21 protein-coding genes are annotated in these 21,256 nt (G+C 76.1%); 11 read left to right on the top strand and 10 right to left on the bottom strand.

The annotated features are described in order from the left end of the window. Window positions 1-305 precede the first annotated feature (305 nt). Both ACFU9E_RS12215 and ACFU9E_RS12210 read right to left on the bottom strand, forming a co-directional pair. Window positions 306-1,376 carry a hypothetical protein gene (locus ACFU9E_RS12215; protein ID WP_380682987.1) on the bottom strand — a complete coding sequence of 357 codons (1,071 nt, stop codon included), beginning with the start codon at window positions 1,374-1,376 and terminating at the stop codon, window positions 306-308. Next, window positions 1,373-2,137 carry a Crp/Fnr family transcriptional regulator gene (locus ACFU9E_RS12210; RefSeq protein WP_380682986.1) on the bottom strand — a complete coding sequence of 255 codons (765 nt, stop codon included), beginning with the start codon at window positions 2,135-2,137 and terminating at the stop codon, window positions 1,373-1,375. Before ACFU9E_RS12210 ends, ACFU9E_RS12215 begins: the two co-directional genes overlap by 4 nt. Window positions 2,138-2,359: 222 nt before the next feature. On the opposite strand from ACFU9E_RS12210, the gene ACFU9E_RS12205 reads away from it, so the two are divergent. After that, window positions 2,360-3,934, top strand: a complete 1,575-nt coding sequence (locus tag ACFU9E_RS12205) for a S8 family serine peptidase (RefSeq protein WP_380682985.1) — start codon at window positions 2,360-2,362, stop codon at window positions 3,932-3,934. A gap of 45 nt (window positions 3,935-3,979) precedes the next feature. Here the strand turns inward: ACFU9E_RS12205 and ACFU9E_RS12200 are convergent, their stop codons facing one another. Further along, on the bottom strand, window positions 3,980-4,882 hold the full coding sequence (locus ACFU9E_RS12200) for a LysR family transcriptional regulator (RefSeq protein ID WP_380682984.1): 903 nt from the start codon (window positions 4,880-4,882) through the stop codon (window positions 3,980-3,982). Between the two features lie 115 nt (window positions 4,883-4,997). Between ACFU9E_RS12200 and ACFU9E_RS12195 the strand changes: the two genes are divergently transcribed. Further along, a complete protein-coding gene (locus ACFU9E_RS12195; RefSeq protein ID WP_380682983.1) occupies window positions 4,998-5,924 on the top strand; it encodes a pseudouridine-5'-phosphate glycosidase in 927 nt (308 codons plus the stop codon). 3 nt (window positions 5,925-5,927) lie between these two features. Further along, the gene (locus ACFU9E_RS12190; RefSeq protein WP_380682982.1) at window positions 5,928-6,833 is read left to right on the top strand and encodes a carbohydrate kinase family protein; all 906 of its coding nucleotides are present in this window, start codon (window positions 5,928-5,930) and stop codon (window positions 6,831-6,833) included. Window positions 6,834-6,944: 111 nt separating this feature from the next. Here the strand turns inward: ACFU9E_RS12190 and ACFU9E_RS12185 are convergent, their stop codons facing one another. Together ACFU9E_RS12185 and ACFU9E_RS12180 are read right to left on the bottom strand one after the other, a co-directional pair. Next, window positions 6,945-7,982 carry an endonuclease/exonuclease/phosphatase family protein gene (locus tag ACFU9E_RS12185; protein ID WP_380682981.1) on the bottom strand — a complete coding sequence of 346 codons (1,038 nt, stop codon included), beginning with the start codon at window positions 7,980-7,982 and terminating at the stop codon, window positions 6,945-6,947. Window positions 7,983-7,993: 11 nt separating this feature from the next. Beyond that, the gene (locus ACFU9E_RS12180; RefSeq protein ID WP_380682980.1) at window positions 7,994-8,719 is read right to left on the bottom strand and encodes a M15 family metallopeptidase; all 726 of its coding nucleotides are present in this window, start codon (window positions 8,717-8,719) and stop codon (window positions 7,994-7,996) included. A 142-nt stretch (window positions 8,720-8,861) separates the two neighbouring features. Here ACFU9E_RS12180 and ACFU9E_RS12175 point away from each other — a divergent pair, with 142 nt between their 5' ends. From ACFU9E_RS12175 to ACFU9E_RS12155, 5 genes are all read left to right on the top strand, one after another. Continuing rightward, on the top strand, window positions 8,862-9,536 hold the full coding sequence (locus ACFU9E_RS12175) for a response regulator transcription factor (protein ID WP_380682979.1): 675 nt from the start codon (window positions 8,862-8,864) through the stop codon (window positions 9,534-9,536). Beyond that, complete coding sequence (locus ACFU9E_RS12170; RefSeq protein WP_380682978.1) at window positions 9,533-10,681, top strand: sensor histidine kinase; 1,149 nt, start codon at window positions 9,533-9,535, stop codon at window positions 10,679-10,681. The genes ACFU9E_RS12175 and ACFU9E_RS12170 overlap by 4 nt, the downstream gene beginning before the upstream one ends. Window positions 10,682-11,018: 337 nt before the next feature. After that, entirely contained in the window at window positions 11,019-11,810 is a 792-nt protein-coding gene (locus ACFU9E_RS12165; RefSeq protein WP_380682977.1) for a putative protein N(5)-glutamine methyltransferase, read from the top strand. A gap of 68 nt (window positions 11,811-11,878) precedes the next feature. Then, entirely contained in the window at window positions 11,879-12,772 is an 894-nt protein-coding gene (locus ACFU9E_RS12160) for an NmrA family transcriptional regulator (protein WP_380714950.1), read from the top strand. Window positions 12,773-12,877: 105 nt separating this feature from the next. Further along, a complete protein-coding gene (locus tag ACFU9E_RS12155; protein WP_380682297.1) occupies window positions 12,878-13,429 on the top strand; it encodes a DUF1772 domain-containing protein in 552 nt (183 codons plus the stop codon). Window positions 13,430-13,453: 24 nt separating this feature from the next. Here ACFU9E_RS12155 and ACFU9E_RS12150 read toward each other — a convergent pair whose 3' ends face one another. Next, window positions 13,454-14,215, bottom strand: a complete 762-nt coding sequence (locus tag ACFU9E_RS12150) for a CPBP family intramembrane glutamic endopeptidase (RefSeq protein ID WP_380682296.1) — start codon at window positions 14,213-14,215, stop codon at window positions 13,454-13,456. Window positions 14,216-14,368: 153 nt separating this feature from the next. On the opposite strand from ACFU9E_RS12150, the gene ACFU9E_RS12145 reads away from it, so the two are divergent. Next, window positions 14,369-15,457: an AraC family transcriptional regulator gene (locus ACFU9E_RS12145; RefSeq protein ID WP_380682295.1), complete on the top strand. Its 1,089-nt coding sequence runs from the start codon at window positions 14,369-14,371 to the stop codon at window positions 15,455-15,457. A 35-nt stretch (window positions 15,458-15,492) separates the two neighbouring features. Here ACFU9E_RS12145 and ACFU9E_RS12140 read toward each other — a convergent pair whose 3' ends face one another. The 4 genes from ACFU9E_RS12140 to ACFU9E_RS12125 form a co-directional block, all read right to left on the bottom strand. Further along, complete coding sequence (locus ACFU9E_RS12140; protein ID WP_380682294.1) at window positions 15,493-15,999, bottom strand: DUF1772 domain-containing protein; 507 nt, start codon at window positions 15,997-15,999, stop codon at window positions 15,493-15,495. A 170-nt stretch (window positions 16,000-16,169) separates the two neighbouring features. Beyond that, complete coding sequence (locus ACFU9E_RS12135) at window positions 16,170-16,763, bottom strand: histone deacetylase (RefSeq protein ID WP_380682299.1); 594 nt, start codon at window positions 16,761-16,763, stop codon at window positions 16,170-16,172. A 134-nt stretch (window positions 16,764-16,897) separates the two neighbouring features. Further along, window positions 16,898-17,914, bottom strand: coding sequence for an NUDIX domain-containing protein (locus tag ACFU9E_RS12130; RefSeq protein WP_380682293.1), 1,017 nt, complete (start codon window positions 17,912-17,914; stop codon window positions 16,898-16,900). A 49-nt stretch (window positions 17,915-17,963) separates the two neighbouring features. Then, the gene (locus tag ACFU9E_RS12125; protein WP_380682291.1) at window positions 17,964-18,506 is read right to left on the bottom strand and encodes a GNAT family N-acetyltransferase; all 543 of its coding nucleotides are present in this window, start codon (window positions 18,504-18,506) and stop codon (window positions 17,964-17,966) included. Window positions 18,507-18,783: 277 nt separating this feature from the next. Here ACFU9E_RS12125 and ACFU9E_RS12120 point away from each other — a divergent pair, with 277 nt between their 5' ends. Together ACFU9E_RS12120 and ACFU9E_RS12115 are read left to right on the top strand one after the other, a co-directional pair. Then, window positions 18,784-20,481 carry a serine/threonine-protein kinase gene (locus tag ACFU9E_RS12120; RefSeq protein WP_380682289.1) on the top strand — a complete coding sequence of 566 codons (1,698 nt, stop codon included), beginning with the start codon at window positions 18,784-18,786 and terminating at the stop codon, window positions 20,479-20,481. A 210-nt stretch (window positions 20,482-20,691) separates the two neighbouring features. Then, window positions 20,692-21,177, top strand: coding sequence for a histidine kinase (locus ACFU9E_RS12115; protein WP_380682288.1), 486 nt, complete (start codon window positions 20,692-20,694; stop codon window positions 21,175-21,177). Window positions 21,178-21,256 lie beyond the last annotated feature (79 nt).

Raw genomic sequence — 21,256 nt, 5'->3', positions numbered from 1 at the left:
GGCCGAAGGCCGGCCGTGGCTACGCGTCCGGGTCCCGGGCCACCGGCCGGTCGAGGACGCGGCGGTCGCCGTCGATCTCCGCCTCCGGGAGGGGCTTCCTGGAGTCGCTCGGCTATCCGTGCAACAGCCCCCAGTTCGTGGTCTCGGGTGGCGGCGGGGTGCCCTTCCAGCCCGGCATCCCGGGCGCCGGCTCCTGCGTCGGCGGTCGGCCCGGGAAGGCCGTCACCGTCGAGGCGCACGGGAACCACCTGGACGGCGGCTGTTCGGAGCCGAGGAGCGGCCACCGACCCGGGCGGCCGACCGGCTCAGTGGTGCGGCCCGTGCCCCCAGTGGTCCGACGGGTCGTCGGGCGGCTCGTGGCCGTGGTGGTCCTGGTGGTCCTGGTGGCCGTGCGGGTCGTGGTGGTCGTCGTACGGGGTTCCGGCGTCGTCGTGGTGCGGGTCGTGGTGGTGGTGCGGGTCGGTGGACCAGGCATCGGTGTCGTAGCCGTCGTGGTGCTGCCAGTGGTCGTCGTGGTGGTCCGGGAGGTGGTCCGTCCGGTGGTCCGGGTGGTGCCCGTCGTCGTGCCCGTGGTGGTGGTCCCGGTCGTGGTGCGCGTCCTGGTCGGGCTGCCCGTGGTGGCCGTGGTGGCCGTGGTGCCCGTGGTGGCCGTCGTCGTGGTGGTGCGGCGGGGTGACGCCCAGGGCGGCGCCGGCCAGCGCGTCGCCCAGCCCGCGCAGCAGCGCCGAGCCCGCCGCCCGGCGGCGGGAGCCGGCCGGGGCGGGTGAGGGCATCGGCACCAGCGCGCCCGAGCGGGGCGTGCCCACCCAGGCGCGCGCCTCGAAGCGCTTGGCCGGGATCGCCACGGTGATCTCGGTGAACTCCTCGACCGGCACGCCGTCCGCGCCCGCCGCGACGGTGTCGGTGAACAGGTCGTCGGCGATCACCACCGCCAGGTCGGTGTCCGGGGCGCCCTTGAGCGCGGCCCGGGCCTCCTGGCAGTCCAGCAGCCGGCAGGCCGTCTCCACCGAGCGGGCCACGAAGCCCAGCGCCGCCCGCTGCACCCCGCCCTGGGCGAGGGCCGCCCGCACCCGCAGCCGCCCGGCGGTCCCGGGTGCCCGGTTGAGCGTGTGCAGCGCGTCGCGCAGGCCGAGGACCAGGCCCGGCAGCGCCTTCGCCTCGTCGACGTCGGGCGGCAGCAGGAGCAGTTGGCCGTCGCCCCGGTCCTGGGCCTCGCAGCGCGCCCGGTCGACGCCGGCCCGGCCGCAGGCGTGGTCCAGCGCGCGGTCCAGCCGCTCCTGGACCTTCTGCTGCACCCGGTACGGCCGGCCGCTGTAGGCCTCGATGTCGACGACCAGGCAGATCCGGCGCAGCCGGGGCGCCACCGCGTCGCTCATGACCGGCCACCGCCGTCCGCGGGGAGCGGCACACCGGCCGCCCGGGCGAGCAGATCCGGGTCGCGGACCACGAGTTCGCGGTAGCTGGTGCGGACCGCGCCCTGGTCCCGCAGGGTGCGCAGCGAGCGTTCGACGCTGGCGAGGGAGAGCCGGGCGAGCGCGGCCAGGTCGGCGTGGCTGAGCGGGATGTCGATCCGCAGGCCGTCCTCGCCGGGGGCGCCGTAGGAGCCGAGCAGGGTGTGCAGGGTGCGGGCGAGCCGGGCCAGGCCGGTGCCGTGGCCGGCGTCGACCCGGTGGCGGGTGGCGGAGCGGAGCTTGCGGGTGACCGAGCGCTGGACGGCGAGGGCGGCGGCGGGCCGGTCGGCCAGGAAGTCGAGGAAGGCGGGGCCGCCGATCTCGCGGGTGGTGCTGGTGCGTACGGCGAGGACGCTGGCCGAGCGCGGTTCGCCGTCCAGCACGGCCAGTTCACCGAGGAGTTCACCTGGCAGTCGGACGGCGAGCAGGGCCTCGCCACCGTCCTCGGTGGTGGCGACCACCTTGACGCAGCCGGTCAGCAGCAGGGCGGCCCGGTCGCCCGGCTCGCCCTCGATCATCAGGGCCTCGCCGGGGGCGTACACCCGCCGGGTGCCCAACCGCCCGAGTTCCCGCAGGTCCGCGGCGTCGAGCCCGCTGAACGGACCGCGGACGAAGCGGGCGACCGGGGCACCGCCGGGTCTGCCCGGCCCCCCGTCGGATCCGGTGACGTCACGCGCGCTGTGCATGGTGCCTGCCCCCACCCGGTCGGCAACCCCGCCCCAACGGGGCGATTCCGTACGGAAGATAGCGCACCGCCCGGCACGGTGTCAGTCCCGGGCGCATCGCGCACCGACCGTTGTCCCGTCCCGTCGGGCCCGCGTCGGACGGAGCCCAACAGTCGGTGGTTGCCAAGGAACTGACGATCCATCAGGCTTTTCGACAGGTCGACATCGGAGGGGGATGGGACGATGGCTCCAGGGCAACGGCTGCGCAGGGTCTGCGCGGTGCTCGGTACGGCGGCGGTCCTGACGATCGGGGCCGGCGGGGTGTTCCCCGCCGCGGCGGCGGTCCCGGAGGGGGTGGTGCAGGGCGAGGGCTCGCCCTCCGCCGTCCCCGGAAGCTATCTGGTGGTGCTCAAGCCCACTGCCGCAAAGGGGAGTTCGGTGGCGGACGGCGCGGCGGCGCTGGCCCGCGCCTACGGCGGCACGGTCCACCGCAGCTACGACGCCGCGCTGCGCGGCTTCTCCGCCGGCCTCACCGGGAAGCAGGCCCGCCGGCTGGCCGCCGACCCGTCGGTGGCGCTGGTCTCGCAGAACCGCCGGGTGCGGGCCGACGGCGTGCAGACGGCGCCGGGGTCCTGGGGCCTGGACCGGATCGACCAGCGCCGCTTCCCGTACGACGACCGCTACGCCTACCCGGACACGGCGGGCGCGGGGGTGACGGCGTACATCGTGGACACCGGGGTGCGGATCACCGCCGAGGAGTTCGAGGGGCGCGCCTCCTACGGCTACGACGCGATCGACGGCGACAACGTCGCGGACGACGGCCACGGCCACGGCACCCATGTCGCGGGGACGGTCGCCAGCGCGTCCTTCGGGGTCGCCAAGGCCGCGAAGATCGTCGCCGTGCGGGTGCTCAACGACGACGGCGAGGGCACCACCGAGCAGGTGGTCGCGGGCATCGACTGGGTCACCAAGCACGCCGTCCGACCGGCCGTGGTCAACATGAGCCTGGGCAGCGACCCGGACCCGGTGATGGACGCCGCGGTCGCGGGGTCCATCGCGGCGGGACTGACCTACACGGTCGCCGCGGGCAACCAGAGCGTGGACGCGAGCCAGCACTCCCCGGCCCGGGTGCCGAGCGCCATCACCGTCGGCGCGACCGACCGGGACGACGTCGAAGCCTCGTTCTCCAACTACGGTCCCCTGGTGGACCTCTACGCGCCGGGGGTGGACATCACCTCGGTGTGGCACGTGGTCGACATGGGCGGTCTGGGCATCGACATGTCGGGCACCTCGATGGCCGCCCCGCACGCGGCGGGCGCCGCCGCGCTCTACCTGGCGTCGCACCCGGGCGCCACCCCCGCCCAGGTGTCCGCGGCGCTGACCTCGGCGGCGACCGTCGGCGCGCTGCACGGGCTCGGCACGGGCTCCCCGGACCGCCTGCTGTACACCGGCACGGTGCCGAACCGGCCGCGCGGCCCGCTGTTCGCCGCCCCGGGGCCGGTGGCCTTCGACGGGATCGGCACGGTCGAGTCGCCCGTCACCGTCACCGGGGTCGCCGGCAAGGCGCCCCGCGACCTCGACGTCTCCGTGGACATCGCCTACTGGTGGCGCGGGGACCTCAAGGTGGAGCTCGTCGCCCCGGACGGCGCGGCGTTCCTGCTGCACGACACCAACATCGGGGAGGCCTACACGAACCTCGTCGCCGTCTACGGCGTGGACGCCTCCGCGCACACCGCGGCCGGGGTCTGGCGGCTGCGGGTGACCGACGTCGGCGGCTACTTCCCCGGCACGATCAACGGCTGGTCGCTGCGGTTCTGAGCGGTCCGCCCAGGGTCTGAGCGGTCCGCGCAGGTTCCGCGCAGGTCAGAACGGTTCCAGGGCGGCCGCCTCCTCGCGGATCAGCTCGCGCAGCGCGGCGAGCGCGGGGCGGCGGTCGTCCAGGCGCCACTGCAGCTCCAGCGGCAGGGTGGCGCGGCCGGCCAGCCGTACGGTGACCACGTCGCCGGTGAGGTGGCCGGTCATCGAGGCGGGGACGAGCGAGAACGCCCGGCTCTGCGCCAGCAGGTAGAGCCGGGAGCCGACGATCCGGGCCGGCCCGACCAGGACCGGCGGCTCCACCCCGCGCTCGGCGCACAGCGCCAGGACGTGGTCGTAGTAGCGCGGGCTCTGCTCGCGCGGCCACAACAGCAGCGGCAGGTCGCCCAGTTCGTCCAGCCGCACCGCGTCCCGCCCGGCCAGCGGGTGGTCCCGGCTGAGCGCGATCCGCACCGGCTCGTCCGCGATCCGCTCCCGCCGGTAGCCGGGGACGTCGTCGAGGAAGCGGCCGAGGCCGATGTCGGCCAGTTCGGCGGCCAGCGTCGGCGAGACCCGCCCGGTGTCCACCGACAGCTCGGCCAGCACCAGCTCCGGCAGCTCCCGTTCGGCCCGGCTGACCACGGCCGGCAGCAGCCGGTTGACCACGGTGGGGGAGGCGACGATCCGCGCTGTGCCCAGCCGGGCCTCCTCGTGCAGCCGCACCCGGGCGAGCAGCGCGTCGGCCCGGGCCAGCATTCCGGCGGACTCGGCGGCCATCACCTCCCCGGCGGAGGTCAGCCGCACCGCCCGCCGGCTGCGGTCGAACAGCTCCACCCCGACGGTCCGCTCCAGCCGGGCGACCTCCTGGCTGACCGTCGGCTGCGAGATGTGCAGCCGCTCGGCGGCCCGCCCGAAGTGCAGGGTGTCGGCCACCGCGAGGAAGACCTCCAGCTGGCGCAGGGTGAGACTCATAGCCGGAAGTCTATGAGAAGGGCCGGTATTCATTCTGGATCCCGATGTGATCGCTCCCTACGCTGAAGCCACCCCTGCCACACCGTGGTGGCAGCCTCACAGGGAGCACACCGCCATGACCGGACTGCCCATCCGCATCTCCCAGGAAGTCGCCGAGGCCGTCGCCGCCGGCGCCCCCGTCGTCGCCCTGGAGTCGACGATCTTCACCCACGGGCTGCCCCGGCCGCGCAACCTGGAGGTCGCGCTGGAGGCGGAGGAGCGGCTGCGCTCCACCGGCGTCGTCCCGGCCACCATCGGCGTCTACGCGGGCGTGCCCACGGTCGGCCTGTCCACCGGGCAGATCAAGGAACTGTCCGAGGCCGACGACCTCGACAAGGCCAGCCTGCGCGACCTCCCGGTGGTCGCCGCGCTCGGCCGCCACGGCGGCACCACGGTCGCCGCCACCGCCTTCCTCGCGTACCGCGCCGGCATCCGGGTCTTCTCCACCGGCGGCCTCGGCGGCGTCCACTTCGGCGCCTCCGAGAGCTTCGACGAGTCCGCGGACCTGACCACCCTGGCCGCCACCCCGGTCACCGTGATCAGCGCCGGCGTGAAGTCGATCCTCGACATCCGGGCCACCCTGGAGCGCTTCGAGACCCTCAACATCCCGGTCATCGGCTACCGCACCCGCAACTACCCCGGCTTCTACGTCACCGACTCCGGCCACCGGATCGGCTACCAGGTCGACTCCCCCGAGCAGGCCGCCAGGGTGATCGAGGCCCGCGACGGACTGGACCTGCCGCAGGCCGTCCTCATCGCCAACCCGGTCGACCCGGACAAGCAGCTCCCGCCGAAGGAACTCGACGCGCTGCTCACCCGCGCCTGGGCCGAGGCCGAGCGCCAGGGCGTCACCGGCAACGCCTCCACCCCGTTCCTGCTCGACTTCATCCAGCGCGACACCCAGGGCCGCAGCCTGGAGGTGAACGTCGAGGTCTACCGGGGCAACGTCCGGCTGGGCGGCGAGATCGCCACCGCGCTGGCCGCCGCCCGAAGCGAGGGCTGACCCGTGCTCGGAGTGCTCGGCGACCTCGTGGAGGACATCGTCGTCTGGGTGGCCGGCCCGCTGCGGCACGGCACCGACTCCGACGCCCGGGTCTTCCGGCAGCGCGGCGGCAGCGCCGCCAACGTCGCCGCCTTCGCGGCCGGACAGTGCCCGACGAGGTTCCTCGGCTGCGTCGGCGACGACCCGGCCGGGCACGGCCTGGCCGCCGAACTGGCCGGCCGCGGCGTGGACGTCAGGGTCGCGCGGCACGGGCGGACCGGCAGCATCGTGGTCCTCATCGACGACGCCGGCGAGCGCACCATGCTCCCCGACCGGGGCGCGGCCACCCTGCTGGAGACCGTCCCGGACGCCTGGCTGAACGGACTCACCCACCTGCACGTGCCCGCCTACTCCTTCGACGGCGAGCCGGTCGGCACGACGGCCGTCGACGCGCTGCGCCGGGTCCGCGCGGCCGGCGGCACCACCTCGCTGGACGCCTCCTCGACCGGGATGCTGGAGGGCTTCGGCCGCGAGCGCTTCCTGGCCCTCGCCGCCGAACTCGCGCCCACCCTGCTGTTCGCCAACCGCGAGGAGTCCGCGTTCCTGGGGCTGCTCACGGACGGGCGCCCCGGGCCGCAGCGTGCCCGGCTGGCGGCCACGACGGTGGTCACCAAATCCGGGGCCGAGGCGACCACCGTCGACGTGCCGGGGGAGCGGCCGTTCACCGTGCCGGTGCCGCCGGTCGGCGAGGTCCGCGACCTCACCGGCGCGGGCGACGCCTTCGCGGCGGGCTTCCTCGCCGCCTTCCTGGACGGCCGGCTGACGGGCACCGGGCTCGGCGAGGCCGGGCTGCGCGAGGCCGCCGCGCGGGGGCACCGCTGTGCGGCGCGGGTGCTCGCCTCGCCCGGCGCGTCCTGCCCGCCGGACTGAGTCGTACGCGCTACCCGCGCCGCCGCCCTCGGACTGCCGACAGTTCGAGGGCGGCGGCACGGCGGCACACCGCCGCGGCCCGCACCGTCCGGCCGTAGGGAGGCACGGCCGTCACCCCGTGAGCCTCGCCGCCACCGGGCGGTGGTCACTGGGCGTCGCGGGGAGCGTCCAGGTGTCGGTGGCGGAGAGCTCGCGGGTGAGGATGTGGTCGATGCGGACCAGGGGGAGAGCGGCCGGCCAGCTGAATCCGAAGCCGGTCGCGGCGGGCCTGAGGCGCTCGGTGAGCGGGGCGAGGGAGCGGTCGCCGGAGGCCGTGTTGAGGTCGCCCAGCAGGAGCACCCGGCGCAGTGGCTCGCCGTCCAGCGCCTCGGCGAGGGCGGCGATGTCCCGGTCGCGGTGGGCGGTGGCGAATCCGGCGAGGGTCGTCCGCACTGAGGCGAGGTGCGCCACGTAGACGGCCAACGGCCCGCCGGGGGCCTGGACTTCGGCCCGCAGGGAGCGGTTCCAGCCGGGGTCGATGATCAGCCGCCGGGACTCCGTCACCGGGTACCGGCTCCACAGGGCCACGGTCCCGGTGCGCGCGTAGTGGGGCAGCGCCCTGTCGAGCACGCTCCGGTAGGCGGGCAGGGCGGCGTCGGTGACCTCCTCCAGCGCGACCAGGTCCGGGCCGGCGGCGAGCAGCGCGCGGGCGGTGCCGGCCGGGTCGCGGTTGGCGGCGTTCACATTGTGGGTGACCACCGTCAGGCCCTGCCCGCCGGGTGCGCCCGGCGCCCCGCCGGACAGCAGCAGCGGTCCGAACACCACCGCCCACACCGCGGCCAGCACCCCGCCCGCGCAGGCCGCCGTCGGAGCCCGGCGCAGCGCCGCGCACAGCAGCACCGCCGGCACCGTCAGACCGCTCCAGGGCAGGGCGCTCTCCCACAGACGGCCGAGGCCCAGGCCCAGGTCCGGTACCAGCCGGTGGCCGCCCAGGGCGAGCGCGGTGAGCAGCCCGAGTGCGGCGGGCACCAGCCCGCGCCGCCGGCGGGGTCGGGGCCGCTCCGCGGGTGCGGCCCGCCGGCGCCGGGGTGGGCGGGGCGACTGGGGGGCCTGGGGCGGCTGGTCGGCTTCGGCGCGGGGTTCGGGGAGGACCGCGGTGATCGCCGTCATGATGCGCCTCCTCATCCCGCGGCGTCCTGGAGCTGCGCCGGGCAGGTCCCGCCGGGCCGGGTGAGCAGTTCGAAGTGCCAGATCTCGTTGGCGTACACCTGGCACAGCCCGTACTCGGCGCCGTGCTGGACGAGCCAGTAGTCGGCGTCGGTCGGGCCGACGTCGACCGCCTTGCCGGTGACGTGCGCGGACTTGTCCGGCGTGTTGACGAACTGCCGGGCCCGCTCCGGGCTCCCGTACCTGATCACCGCCCGGTCCAGGAGGCGCTGCTGGTAGGCCTTGCTGCGCCAGCCGGAGGTGACGGTCATCTCGATGCGCTGGGCCCGGGCGTCGGTGGCCGCCCGCTGCAGGGCCTCGCGCAGGGGGGCGTCCAGGTTGCCGACGGCCGGGGTGGCGGTGTCGAAGGGGCTCGGCGCGCGGCCGTCGGGTATTTCGCCGTCCGCCTCCGGCCCGGTGGCGGTCGCGGTGGCGGTGGGCTTCGCGGCGGTCGTCCCCGTCGCCGTCCCCGTTCCCGTGGTGACGGACGGGGTGGCCCGGGAGCCGGCGGTGGCCGCCGGCGCGGGCAGGGCGGCCCGGGTGCCCGCCGGGTCGGCGGCGCACGCCCCGGCCAGGGTCAGCAGCGCCACGGCCGAGGCACCCGTGGCCAGCCGCCGCCGGCCGGCCCGCGCCGTCGTCCCGGCGGGCGTGCCCGTCCCCGTGCCCGTCCCGGTGCCCGTCCTCGTGCGGGGCGTGTCCATCGCTGCCTCCCGATGTGCTCGTGTGTTCCGGGACCATTGGAGGAGGCGCCGTGTTGCGAGGACGTCTGCGCGAACCGATACGTTTTCGATAGGCCCCATCGGGTCCAATGGGGTGTGAACAGCGAAGACGGGAGAACGGCACGTGCGGGTCCTGGTGGTGGAGGACGAGATCTATCTCGCGGAGGCGGTGCAGGCCGGGCTGCGGCTGGAGGCGATCGCCTGCGACGTCGTGACCGACGGTGACGCCGCGCTGGAGCGCCTGGCCGTCCACGGCTACGACGTCGTCGTCCTCGACCGCGACATCCCCGGCACCCACGGCGACGACGTCTGCCGCAGCATCGTCGAGTGCGGTCTGGGCTGCCGGGTCCTGATGCTCACCGCCGCCGCCCGCCTCAACGAGAAGGTCGCCGGCTTCGAACTCGGCGCCGACGACTACCTCACCAAGCCCTTCGACCTCGCCGAACTCGTCGTCCGGCTGCGCTCGCTGGCCCGCCGCCCGGCCCAGGCCGCCCCGCCCGTGCTGGAGTACGCCGGGGTACGCCTGGACCCCTTCCGGCGCGAGGTCTACCGCGACGGCCGCTACGTGGGCCTGTCCCGCAAGCAGTTCGCCGTCCTGGAGGTCCTGATGGCGGCGCGCGGCGGCGTCATCAGCGCCGAGGACCTGCTGGAACGCGCCTGGGACGAGAATGCCGACCCCTTCACCAACGCCGTCCGCATCACCATCTCCGGCCTGCGCAAACGCCTCGGCGACCCGTGGGTGATCCAGACCGTGCCGGGCGTCGGCTACCGCCTCGGCGTGGAGGAGTCCCGACGGTGAACGGACCCTTCCGTGCCGGGCGCCCGCGCGGCACCCGCCCGCGCCGGCTGACCGCCCGGATGCGGCTGACCCTCAGCTACACCCTCTTCGCCGTCACCGCCGGCACCCTCTCGCTAGCCGTGGTGTACGTCGGCATGAAGTACATCCCCAACTACCCCCTCACCTCCGCCAGTCCCCGCTACCGCTCCGACGCCCCCTCCCGCCAGGAGATCCTCGAATCCCTCCTCCGCGCCGGCGGCTACGCCCTGGCCCTGCTCACCGCGGTCGGCATGATCGGCGGCTGGCTGATCGCCGGCCGGGTGCTGCGCCCGCTCCAGGACATCACCCGCGCCGCGCACCGCGCCGCGAGCGGGGCGCTGGAACACCGGATCGCCCTCGCCGGTCCGCGCGACGAGTTCACCGAGCTCTCCGACGCCTTCGACGAGATGCTGGCCCGCCTCCAGCGCTCCTTCGAGGCCCAGCAGCGCTTCGCCGCCAACGCCTCCCACGAGCTGCGCACCCCGTTGGCGATCACCCGCACCATGCTCCAGGTCGCCGCCGCCGACCCCGCCGGCCAGGACTGGGGCAAGCTGGTCACCCGCCTCCAGGACACCAACCAGCGCGGCATCGAGATCAGCGAGGCCCTGCTCCAGCTCGCCGATCTCGGCCACAGCGAGCCCGAACTCGGCCCCACCGACCTCGCCGCCGCGGCGGAGGAGGCGCTGGCCGCCGTCCGCGAGGAGGCCGCCGCCCTCGGCGTCCGGCTCACCGCGGAGCTGCGCCCCGCCCCGACCACCGGCAACCCGGTGCTGCTGCGCCAGGCGGCCGTCAACCTGCTCCACAACGCGTTGCGGCACAACCTGCCCGCGGACGGGCGGGTCACCCTCGCCACCGGGGCCGACCCGCAGCGGCCGGGGTGGGCGCGCCTCACCGTCGCCAACACCGGCCCCGCGCTGACGGAGGAGGCCGTGGCCACCTTCACCGAGCCCTTCCTGCGCGGGCGCGGGCGCACCGCCGAGAGCGATCCGGCCCGCCGCGGCCACGGCCTGGGCCTGGCGATCGTGGCGGCCGTCGCCGAGGCCCACCACGGCGAACTCCAGCTGGCCCCCGAACCGGCCGGCGGCCTCCGGGTGACCCTCGACCTACCCGGCGCGCCCGAGGAGTAGCGCGCCGACGGCGTCCCTCCGCCACCGGCGGCTACGGTCCTCAGCCGCGGCCACCGGGCCGGAGCACCGCGAAGAACCGGGCGCGGCCGCGTCGCGGGTGCGGTATGGTGACGGGCGCCGCAATAGAGCGAGTAGAGACGGGGAGGTGAGAACCCATGACCGCTGTGCCGGAACGGGTGCTCCCCGGCCGCGACGGCGACACCCTCGTGCGGGACCACGCCCGGCCGTAGCGCCGGCCGCAGTCCGGAGCGCGCGGGAGCGTTCGCCGTCCGGCCAGGCATCGGGCGGGAGCCCCGGGTCGGACGACGTCCTCCCACCTGTGCTCCGAGAGGTTCCCTTGCCTGTCCACCCGTCCACCGACCTCCGCTCCACCGTCACCGCCCGGCTGCGCGCCGCCGGTTGCGTCTTCGCCGAGGACGAGGCCCGCATCCTGCTCGCCGCCGCCGCGACGCCCGCCGAACTCGCCGCCATGGTCCGCGACCGCGCCGCCGGCCGACCGCTCGAACACGTCGCGGGCTGGGCCGAGTTCGCCGGTCTGCGGATCGCCGTCGACCCCGGCGTCTTCGTGCCCCGCCGGCGCAGCGAGTTCCTGGCCCGCGCCGCCGGTGCGCTCGCCCGCGAGAACGCGCTGGTGGTCGATCTGTGCTGCGGCACCGGCGCCCTCGGCGCGGCGCTCGCCGCCACCGCGGGCCACCCCGTCCGGCTGTACGCCGCCGACCTCGACCCCGCCGCCGTCCGCTGCGCCCGTCGCAACCTCGGGCCGAGCGGCGCCGAGGTGTTCGAGGGGGACCTCTTCGACGCCCTGCCGGCCGGCCTGCGCGGCCGGGTGGACGTGCTGCTCGCCAACGTCCCGTACGTGCCCACCGCCGACATCGCGCTGCTGCCGGCCGAGGCCCGGCTGTTCGAGGCCCGCCCGGCGCTGGACGGCGGCGCCGACGGCCTAGACGTGCTGCGCCGGGTGGCCGCCGACGCCCCGCACTGGCTCGCCCCGGGCGGCGCCCTGCTCTTCGAGACCAGCGACCAGCAGGCCGCCACCGCCCTCGGCGTGGTCACCGCCGCCGGCCTGACCGCCGCGCTCGGCCACGACGAGGACCTCGACGCCACCGTGGTCACCGCCCTCCGCCCGTAGACGCGCACACATGCGGCTGAGCGCGACGGCCATGTCCGGGCGGCGGCGCGCGGAGTTGACTGATGCCCATGAACGAGAACACGAACGAGAACACGAACGAGAACACGAACGAGAACGCGAACGGCACCCAGCAGGCCGGCACCTCCACCGCCGCCGCCCGGACCGTCCTGGTCACCGGCGGGACCGGCAAGACCGGCCGGCGCGTGGCCGAGCGCCTCACCGCGCTCGGCCACACCGCCCGGCTCGGCTCGCGCACCGCGCCGGTCCCGTTCGACTGGGACGACGAAACCACCTGGGACGCCGCCCTCGACGGCGTCGGCGCCGCCTACCTCGCCTACTACCCCGACCTAGCCTTCCCCGGCGCGGTCGAGACCGTCGGGGCCTTCGCCCGGCGCGCCGCCAAGGCCGGGGTCGACCATCTGGTGCTGCTCTCCGGGCGGGGCGAGGAGGCCGCGCAGGCCGCCGAGGCGGCGGTCGCCGCGGCCGGCACCGGCTGGACGGTGGTCCGCTGCTCCTGGTTCGCCCAGAACTTCTCCGAGAGCTTCTTCCTGGAGGCGGTGCTCGCGGGTGAGCTGGCGCTGCCGACCGGCACCGCCGTCGAGCCGTTCGTCGACGCGGACGACATCGCCGACGTCGCCGTGGCGGCGCTCACCGAGGACGGCCACGACGGCGAGATCTACGAGCTGACCGGCCCGCGCCTGCTCTCCTTCGCGGACGCCGCCGCCGAACTCTCCGCGGCGACCGGGCGGGAGATCCGCTTCACGGCGATCACCGTCGAGGAGTGCCGCGCGATGCTGGCGGCTCTCGGCCTGCCCGGCGACTTCGCCGACCTGTTCACGATGATCCTGGACGGCCGCAACGCCAGCCTGGCGGACGGCGTGCGGCGGGCGCTCGGCCGGGAGCCGCGCGACTTCGCCGACTTCGCCCGGGACGCCGCGGCCTCCGGCGTCTGGAAGGTCTGAACACCCCTGCCGAACCCCGCGGTTCAGCACCCCTGCGGTCCGGGGACCCCGCACCTGGTCCCCGGGCCGCCGCCCGCCCCGGCGCACACCTCCTGGAGCCCGCTCATGTCCACCACCGCCACCGCCGCCACGACCGCCGTCACCACCCCCGCCCGCGAACTCGCCGCCACCGGCCCGGTGCTCGCCACCGCCACCACCGCGATGGGCCTGATGTCCGGCCTCTTCTTCGCCTTCGACGTCTCCGTGATGCCCGGACTCGCCGCCGGGGACGACCGCACCTATGTGACCGCGATGCAGAACATCAACACCGCCATCACCAACCCCGTCTTCGGCGCGGTCTTCCTGGGCGCCCTCGCCATGCCCGCCGTCGGCACCTGGCTGCTGCACCGCTCCGGGCGGCGCGCCGCCACCCTGTGGACGGCCGTGGCGACCGTCCTCCACCTCGCCGCGCTCGTCCTCACCACCGCCGTCAACATCCCGCTCAACGACCGGCTCGCCGCGGCCGGCGACCCCGCCGCCATCACCGACTTCGCCGCCGTCCGGGCCGCCTTCGCACCGACCTGGACGACCGCCAACATCGCCCGCACCGTGCTCTGCACCGCCGCCCTGGCCGCCCTCACCCGGGCCCTCCTGGTCCACCGCCGGGCCGGCCGCTGAGCGGTCGGAGCGGGAGGCTCACGGCTACGACCGGACCGGAGCGCCGCCGGTCGCCTCCGGTGGCGGCACCCGCCGCACGTGCCGGCGCAGCAGCACGAGGCCCAGTGCGAGGCTGACGAGGATGTCAAGTCCCTGCAGCCAGTCGGGCGTTCGGCCGGGCGAGTAGATCCCCAGGTAGTCCGCCTGGGCGTGCACCAGGACCAGTGGCCAGACGCTCCCGATGACGAGGCGGGCCGCACCGAGGCAGAACCCGAACAGGCCCGCGGACAGCAGCTGCCACCGGGTGTCGTTCCAGGACGCCCCGAAGAACAGGTAGTTGTCCAGGTGGGCCGCCCCGAACAGGACCGCGCTCAGTGCCACCGAGCGCACCGCGCCCAGCGGTTGGGCGACCTGGAGGACCAGCGCCCGATAGCCGAGCTCCTCGCTGAGGCCGATGCCGAGCGTGAGCACCACGCCGCCGATCAGCGTCGGCGTGTCGCCTTCGAGGCCGGGTAGCGCCGCGAGGCCGGACACCACCACGACCGGCAGCAGCACCGGCCAGCGGGCGAGCCCGCCCCAGGTCGCCACCCCCGCGACCCGCGTCATCCCCCAGGCCCGCAGCAGTGCCAGCGCCGCCGCGGCGGCCACCAGGTTGACCACCGTCGGACCCAACTGCGGGAACCAGTGCGGCGTCAGCGGCGGCAGCGCCTTCGCCACCAGCACCACCACGCCCTGCCACCCCAGCGCGAGTTCCACCGCCCCGAGCACCGGCCTCCGGCGTACGTGCTCTCCCCAGCGCGTCACCATGCTGCGAGCATAGGCCACACCCCGGGACCCGGAGCCCCGCGATTCCGGTCATCGGCGGTGCGGGGCCGGGCCGGGCGGCAGGGCCGCTGGACGGATGCGACAGTCGATCAACTGTCCGGCGCGGCGTGGTGAAACTCCCTAGGCTTGCCCGCCATGGACACCCTGACCGGGCTGCTCGACGGCCCCAAGGCCCGCGGCGCGTTCGTGCTGCGCTCCGTCCTCAGCACGCCGTGGGCACTGCGGATCGAGGACCGCGCACCGCTGTCGCTGCTCACCATGCTGGACGGCGAGGCGTGGATCCTGCCCGACGGCGGGCAGCCAGTGCCGGTCCGGCCGGGGGACCTGGCGCTGTTGCGCGGGCCGGACGCCTACACCGTCGCGGACGACCCGCGGACCGCGCCGGAGATCGTCATCGGACCCGGGCAGATCTGCTCCAAGGACGGCGTCAGCGTCGCCACCTCGATGGCCCTCGGGGTGCGGACCTGGGGCGAGAGCCGGCCGGGCGACGAGCACCCGTCGGTGATGCTGACCGGCACCTATCTGGCCGAGCACGAGATCGGCCGCCGGCTGCTGGCCCACCTGCCGACCCTGCTGGTGCGACCGGCCGGGGTGAACACCACCGAGGACACCCTGGTCCGGCTGCTCGCCACCGAGGTCACCCGGGCCGAGCCCGGCCAGGAGGTGGTGCTGGACCGGCTGTTGGACCTGCTGGTGGTCGGGGTGCTGCGCGGCTGGCTGGCCGCCCCGGATGCCGACGCGCCCGGCTGGCTGCGGGCCCAGGCCGACGAGGTGGTCGGCCCCGCGCTGCGGCTGCTGCACGACGACCCGGCCCGGCCGTGGACGGTGGCGTCGCTCGCCGCCGAGGTCGGGGTCTCCCGGGCCGGGCTGGCCCGGCGGTTCACGGCGCTGGTCGGCGAGCCGCCGATGGCCTACCTGGCGAACTGGCGGCTGACGGTCGCCGCCGACCTGCTGCGCGACCCGGAGCTCACCATCGCGGCCGTGGCCCGGCGGGTGGGCTACGGCGACGCGTTCGCGCTCAGCACCGCGTTCAAGCGGGTGCGGGGGCTGACCCCGCAGGAACACCGCCGGCCGGCCGCCGCCGGCGCTCCGGAGGCCGGCCCGGACGGCGTTCCGGGGAGCGCGCGGGGGGATGCTCCGGCGATGGCGGCCGGGGCGGCGCGGGGCGCCGGGGCGCATCCGTCCCGGCCCGGGCCCACCACGGTGGTGCTGGCGGCCGGCTGAGCGCCGAAAAGAGTCCAACCGGATTGCCGGGAGCCTCAGTTCGGCCTCATGTCGCAGTGCAGGACCAGCGCCCAGCAGAGGAAGCCGAGCGCCGCGGTGGACAGCAGCGCCCGCGCCGCGGTCCACCGCATCCGGCGCGCGCCGCACCGGTCGAAGGACTCGGCGGGCCACGCCCGGTCCGCCCGGCCCGCCCCGTCCGACCGGTCGGCGTCCGCCAGCGCCTGGCTCAGCGGGAGGTTGACCACCCTGGTCGCTACCAGTGAGCCGGTGTAGCAGACCAGCGCGCCGACCGACGCCGGCAGTGCCTGGCGTGCGTCGCTCGGCAGGTGCAGCAGGACGGACGCGCCCGTGAACACCAGCGCGCCGACGAAGCCCAGCAGGTACCACCCGTTGAGGACCGCCACGTTGAGCCGCTGCATCACCTGGACCACCGTGAGACTGTCGGCGGTCCGCAGCCCCGGTGTCAGCGAGGCGTAGGTGTAGAAGAGCCCGGAGGTCACTCCGGTGGTGACGGTCGCCGCCACCAGTGCGAAGACCCGCATCGCCTCCATGCCGCCCTGCCCCCGTCCTCTCGGTCGGCGCCGCCCGGTCGAAGTGGCCCCGAGTGCCGATCATCCGTCATCGAACGGCCGATTGCCCACCGAATTGGCCGATAGGGCAATGACGATGACGCATGGTCATGGCTCGGCGGCCGGAACCCGCCCGCGGAGGCTCAGCCTCCGCTGCGCCGCCCGGCGAGCGCGGTGAGCAGCGCGTCGACGGTCCAGTGCCCGGCGGCGCCCGGACGGGTGCTCAGGTAGGCGGCGGTGCGGCGCGGCGACCAGCCGTGCGCCTCGGCCAGTCCGGTGGCGAGGTTGCGCAGGTAGCGGGCGCGCGGGGGGTTGAGCGGGGCCTCGGCCAGGGACCACGGGGCGGTGAACGTCAGCACCGGGACGCCGTCCAGCGTGCCGGGGCACACCAGGGTCTGGTACCGGCCCGGCCCCTGCGGGTCGCGCCCGGTCCGCAGCACGGTGGCCAGGTCGAGGTCGGTGCCCGGCCCGCCGCCCATCTCCTGGGCGGCGATGTCGCTGAACTGTTCGGCGGTCAGCAGGTATGCCCGGGCGGGCACGGTGCCGGGGCGCTGCGGGTCGTGGAGGGCCAGGCCGCCGCCCCAGGTCCGCGACTCCAGGGCGAAGTAGAGCAGCCCGGGCAGCCGCACCGGAGCCGAACGCCGGGGCGGACTGGCGTCGCGGCAGCCGGGGTAGTCCCGTTCGCCCTGCTCGGGCCGCCCGCCGCGCAGGTAGCAGGCGAGCCGCCCGGCGTGCATGTTCGAGCCGTACGCGGCGTACCAGACCAGCGGCGGCGGCCCGGCCGGGGGCGGGTCGGCGGGAACGGGGTCGGCGGGAACGGGGTCGGTCGGCGGGCCGACGAGCGGTCGGATCTGCTCCACGGCCGGTGACGCTACCCGCCCGACCCGCCGGGAGTCCGGACGACAGACCCGAGCTGGGTTCGCGACGGCCCGGGCGGGTAGCCGGCGGTGACGGCGCGCCCGGCCGCGCGGGCCGCCAGCGCCTGCCGCGCCGCGTACCCCCGGGCCGGACCGGCCGCGGCGTCCAGCTCCTCGCCCGGGTGGAACCAGGCCCAGTCGGTGATCTCCCCGTCCGGGCAGTGGAGCCGGACCGACGCGGGGTCGGCGGTGCCGAAGTCGTGGAAGAACTGCACGATGGGGTGGTCCGCGCCCGGCGCCGGGTGCTGCCAGACGACCGCGAGCAGCGGCCCGGGCGGCCGGTCGAGGCCGGTCTCCTCCAGCAGTTCACGGGCCGCCCCGGTCGGCGAGTCCTCATGGGCGTCGAGCACGCCGCCCGGGAAGTTCCACCGTCCGGCGTCCGGCCGCCGGTCCGGCTCCCGGACCCGCGACATCACCATCAGCAGCCGGCCGTCCGGCGCGGTCAGCACGGCGGCCGTGCACAGCCACGCGCGCGGCGTGGTGGCCAGCCATTGGGGGCGTGGAAGGTGCGGCCGCGCCGGAGCGTGCGCCCGCAGGAACCGGACGGTGGCGGGGGAGACGCCGGGAAGGTTGTCCGTGAAGAACCAGGCGTGCGTGGCGTGCCGGGGGAGCACGAGTCGGTCCAACGCGCCGGGCGCGGTGGCCGACAGCGCGAACACCTGCCGCCGCGCCGGGTGGGGCCCGCCGTCGGGCCCGTCCTCGAACACCCCGGCCGGTCGCACCGCCTCGGCGGTCACCCCGCAGACCTCGGCCAGCGCGCGAACGGCCGCCGCCGCCGGGGTCTCGGCCGGGCGGACGGGGACGGACGGCAGCTCCCAGCCGCCGTCCGGGCGGCGCAGCAGCAGGACCCGGCCGATTGCGTCCGTGACGAGCGCGGCGGCGACGAGCTCGGCGCCGGCGGGCACGGCGCCGGCGGGCACGGTGGCGGCGAGTTCGGTGGTGAGCGGTGAGGGGCGGGACGGACGCTCCACCTGGAGGCCTCCTTCGACGGGACGGGTGGGCCCACGGGACGGCGGTGCGTCAGTGGCCGCCGGGCGGTGGTCGTGTGGCCCCGAGGTCCAGCCGCATGTACCCGTCCACCGGCCCGAAGCCGAGCGTCCGGTACAGCGGAGCCCCGGCCTCGGTGGCCCGCAGCTCGATCGACCCGCAGCCGCACGCCCCGAGCGCCTCGACCAGCGCCGCCGTGACGGCGCGGGCGTGCCCGCGCCGCCGGTGCGCCGGGTCGGTGACCACCGTGTGGATCCGCCCCCACTGCCCCGTCGGGTGGGTCGGGCCCCGGTAGCCGCGGTAGACGATGCCGATCGCGCAGGCGGCCAGCCCGCCGCCGTCGGCCGGCACCACGTAGGCGAGCAGGTCCGGGTCGCGGCCCAGCCGGGCGCGCATGTCCTCGCGGAAGGTGGCGCGCCATGCCTCGTCCAGCGGTCCGCCGTCCAGCACCGCGACCCGCAGCCGCAACAACTCGTCCGCGTCCCCGGGCCCGGCCGGCCGTACCCCGCCACCCGCCGCGTCCGCGCCCGCCGCGTCCCGACCCGCCGCGTCCTGACCCGCCGAGTCCCGACCCAACCCGGTCACCTCCGTCCGTCGCGCGCCGCCCCGGTGCCGGTGCGGCCCCTACCCGCCCGCACCCGGCCCGGAACCCCCGAGGGCCGGGCGGGGCGGGGCGGGGCGGCCGAGCAGGAAGCGGAGGACCCGGCCCGTCGGACCGCCGGGCCCGCGTGCCCCGAGCCCCGCCCCCCTTCCCGCCGTGACGCAGACTCGGGCGCGGACGGGTCGCCCACGCACCGCCGGGCCGCCCGGGTGGCCGCCGCCGCTGTCCATGGCGGCCCCTACGATGTCCGGCATGAACACTGGGGCGCCGGAGACGCGGCTCGTCGACAACCGCTTCGAACTGCTGGAACGACTCGGCGGCGGAGGCATGGGCCTGGTCTGGCGCGCCCGCGACACCATGCTGCACCGCGAGGTCGCGCTCAAGGAGGTCCGCCCACCGGACCCGGCCATGGCCGCGGCCGACCCCGCCGCCGCCGACGAACTGCGCGAGCGCGTACTGCGCGAGGCCCGGGCGCTCGCCCGCCTCCAGCACCCCAACGTCGCGGTGATCCACCACATCGTCGACACGCCCGGCCACCCCCACCCGTGGCTGGTCATGGAGCTGGCCACCGGCGGCAGTCTCGCCGACCGGATCGCCCGCGGCCCGCTCACCGTCCCCGAGGCCGCCCGGATCGGCCGCGGCGTGCTGGCCGCGCTGCGCGCCGCGCACGCGGCCGGCATCCAGCACCGCGACGTCAAGCCCGCCAATGTGCTGCTGCGCGCCGACGGTACCCCCGTCCTCACCGATTTCGGCATCGCCGCGATGCAGGACGCCACCGCGCTCACCGCCACCGGCGCGCTGATCGGCTCGCCCGAGTACATCGCGCCGGAGCGGATCCGCGGCGAGGAGGGCAACCCGTCCTCCGACCTGTGGTCGCTCGGCATGCTGCTGTATGTCGTGGTCGAGGGCCACCACCCACTGCGCCGGTCCACCTCGCTGGCCACCCTCGCCGCCGTGCTCGACGAGCCGCTGCCGCCGCCGACCCGCTGCGGGCCGCTGGGGCCGGTGCTGGCCGCGCTGCTGGCCCGTGACCCGGCGGTGCGGCCGGACGCCGCGCAGCTCGACCAGGCGCTCGCGGCGGCCGAGACGGGCGCCGGTGCCGGACCGCACCCGGGCCAGTACGCCGGTCCGTCGGGCACGGCGTACCTCCCCGCGCCCGGCGCCGGCGGGGCGGTCGACGGGACCGGGACCCACTACCTGGGCCCGACCGACCCGGCCGCGATGCCCCCGCCGCCGAGACGCCGCCGGACCGGGGCCGCCGTCACCCTCGCCGTCACCGGGGTCGCCCTGGCGGGCGTGCTCGCCTGGACACTGCGCCCCGACGGGACCGGCGGCGCTGCCGGCGCGGCCAGCGCCCCGAGCGGGTCGTCGGCCACCGCCGGTGCGGCCGGCTCCCCGGCGGTCCCGGGGGACACCACCGCGCTCACCGGCCCGGCCGTCCCGCCCTCCCTCACGCCGCCCGCGGCGGGCACCACCTCCGCCACCCCGGCCGCCAAGCCGTCGGCGAACACCTCCAAGGACCTGATGACCCCGGACGGCGTCCGAACCGTCGTCGCGGCGATCACCGGGCAGAGCGGCGGTACGAAGGTCAAGGCGCTCAACGTCTACCCGGGCTACGCCAACGCCCAGGTGCCGACCGCCGACGGGCGTGGCTACGACTGGTACGACTACCGGGACGGCAAGGTCACCAAGCGCACCGGCGGGCCGTTGGGGAAGGACAAGCCGGTGGACCTCGCGCAGTACGACTGGGACGTCGTCCCCGCCCTGCTGAAGAAGGCCAACGACACCCTCAACGTGAAGGACCCGACCAGCCGCTACCTGGTCATCGACACCTTCCCGGGCGACGGTGTGGCGAGCATCCGGGTCTATCTCTCCGACGAGTACCACAACAGCGGCTACCTGCTGGCGGACACCAAGGGGAACGTGCGCCGCACCTTCGCCGCCGACTGAGCCCGCCACCGCGCCGGCCACCGCGCCCGCCACCGCGCCCGCCACCCGACCGGGACGCGTCGGGCGGGGCCGGGACAACCACGGACGGTGCACCAGCACAGGGCGGGCGACCCGGCGGTGGACCATGCTGGACTGGTCCCGTGCCGCGCCGCCGCGCCCCGGCACCGACCGACCGACCCACCGACCGCCGAGCGAGGAGCCGTCGCGACCATGAGCGAGAACCACCACGTCCTGCTGCTCGACTTCACCGACCACGCCGCCTGCCGGGCCGCCTTCGACGAGGCCGCCCACCTGCCGGGCCTGCGCCAGTCCGCGATCGTCGAGCGCCTGGCCGACGGCACCCTGGACTTCCCCGCCAGCCAGGTGCGCGGCGCGGGCGCGCCGACCGTGGGCGCGGGCGTGGTCGGCGGCCTCGCCGGACTGCTCGGCGGCCCGATCGGCGTCCTGCTGGGCTGGGCCGCCGGGACGGTGATCGGCAACGCCGCCGAGACCTGGCGCGACCACGAGGGCGGCGCCGGCCTGATCGTGCTCAGCGAGGAGGTGGACGAGGGGCACAGCATGCTGGTGCTCGACCTCGCGGAGACCTCGCCGGACCCCGCCGACGCGCTGGCCGCCCGCCACGGCAGCACGCCCCGCCGCATCCCGGCCGCCGAACTGGCCGAGCGCGTCAAGGCGGCCCGCCGCGCCGCCGAGTAGCCCGCCACGCCGCTGAGCACCGCGGTGCGCCCGGAACGGAAAACCAGGTGTCGTTCGCCGTCGGAGGGAGCAACATGCT

Origin of the sequence: Kitasatospora sp. NPDC057595 (assembly GCF_042800875.1) — a bacterium.
In the GTDB taxonomy this organism is placed as follows: Bacteria; Actinomycetota; Actinomycetes; order Streptomycetales; family Streptomycetaceae; genus Kitasatospora.
The sequence above is the reverse complement of the archived record's forward strand: the minus strand, read 5'-3'. Positions and strand labels throughout refer to the sequence as shown.

Excerpts from the sequence above, each read along its gene's own strand:
- ACFU9E_RS12200 (WP_380682984.1), bottom strand. The coding sequence starts at position 4,882 with ATGAGTCTCACCCTGCGCCAGCTGGAGGTCTTCCTCGCGGTGGCCGAC.
- ACFU9E_RS12195 (WP_380682983.1), top strand. The coding sequence starts at position 4,998 with ATGACCGGACTGCCCATCCGCATCTCCCAGGAAGTCGCCGAGGCCGTC.
- ACFU9E_RS12115 (WP_380682288.1), top strand. The coding sequence starts at position 20,692 with ATGAGCGAGAACCACCACGTCCTGCTGCTCGACTTCACCGACCACGCC.
- ACFU9E_RS12180 (WP_380682980.1), bottom strand. The coding sequence starts at position 8,719 with ATGGACACGCCCCGCACGAGGACGGGCACCGGGACGGGCACGGGGACG.
- ACFU9E_RS12150 (WP_380682296.1), bottom strand. The coding sequence starts at position 14,215 with ATGGTGACGCGCTGGGGAGAGCACGTACGCCGGAGGCCGGTGCTCGGG.
- ACFU9E_RS12155 (WP_380682297.1), top strand. The coding sequence starts at position 12,878 with ATGTCCACCACCGCCACCGCCGCCACGACCGCCGTCACCACCCCCGCC.
- ACFU9E_RS12205 (WP_380682985.1), top strand. The coding sequence starts at position 2,360 with ATGGCTCCAGGGCAACGGCTGCGCAGGGTCTGCGCGGTGCTCGGTACG.
- ACFU9E_RS12210 (WP_380682986.1), bottom strand. The coding sequence starts at position 2,137 with ATGCACAGCGCGCGTGACGTCACCGGATCCGACGGGGGGCCGGGCAGA.
- ACFU9E_RS12140 (WP_380682294.1), bottom strand. The coding sequence starts at position 15,999 with ATGCGGGTCTTCGCACTGGTGGCGGCGACCGTCACCACCGGAGTGACC.
- ACFU9E_RS12120 (WP_380682289.1), top strand. The coding sequence starts at position 18,784 with ATGAACACTGGGGCGCCGGAGACGCGGCTCGTCGACAACCGCTTCGAA.
- ACFU9E_RS12135 (WP_380682299.1), bottom strand. The coding sequence starts at position 16,763 with ATGCACGCCGGGCGGCTCGCCTGCTACCTGCGCGGCGGGCGGCCCGAG.
- ACFU9E_RS12160 (WP_380714950.1), top strand. The coding sequence starts at position 11,879 with ATGAACGAGAACACGAACGAGAACACGAACGAGAACACGAACGAGAAC.
- ACFU9E_RS12185 (WP_380682981.1), bottom strand. The coding sequence starts at position 7,982 with ATGACGGCGATCACCGCGGTCCTCCCCGAACCCCGCGCCGAAGCCGAC.
- ACFU9E_RS12145 (WP_380682295.1), top strand. The coding sequence starts at position 14,369 with ATGGACACCCTGACCGGGCTGCTCGACGGCCCCAAGGCCCGCGGCGCG.
- ACFU9E_RS12215 (WP_380682987.1), bottom strand. The coding sequence starts at position 1,376 with ATGAGCGACGCGGTGGCGCCCCGGCTGCGCCGGATCTGCCTGGTCGTC.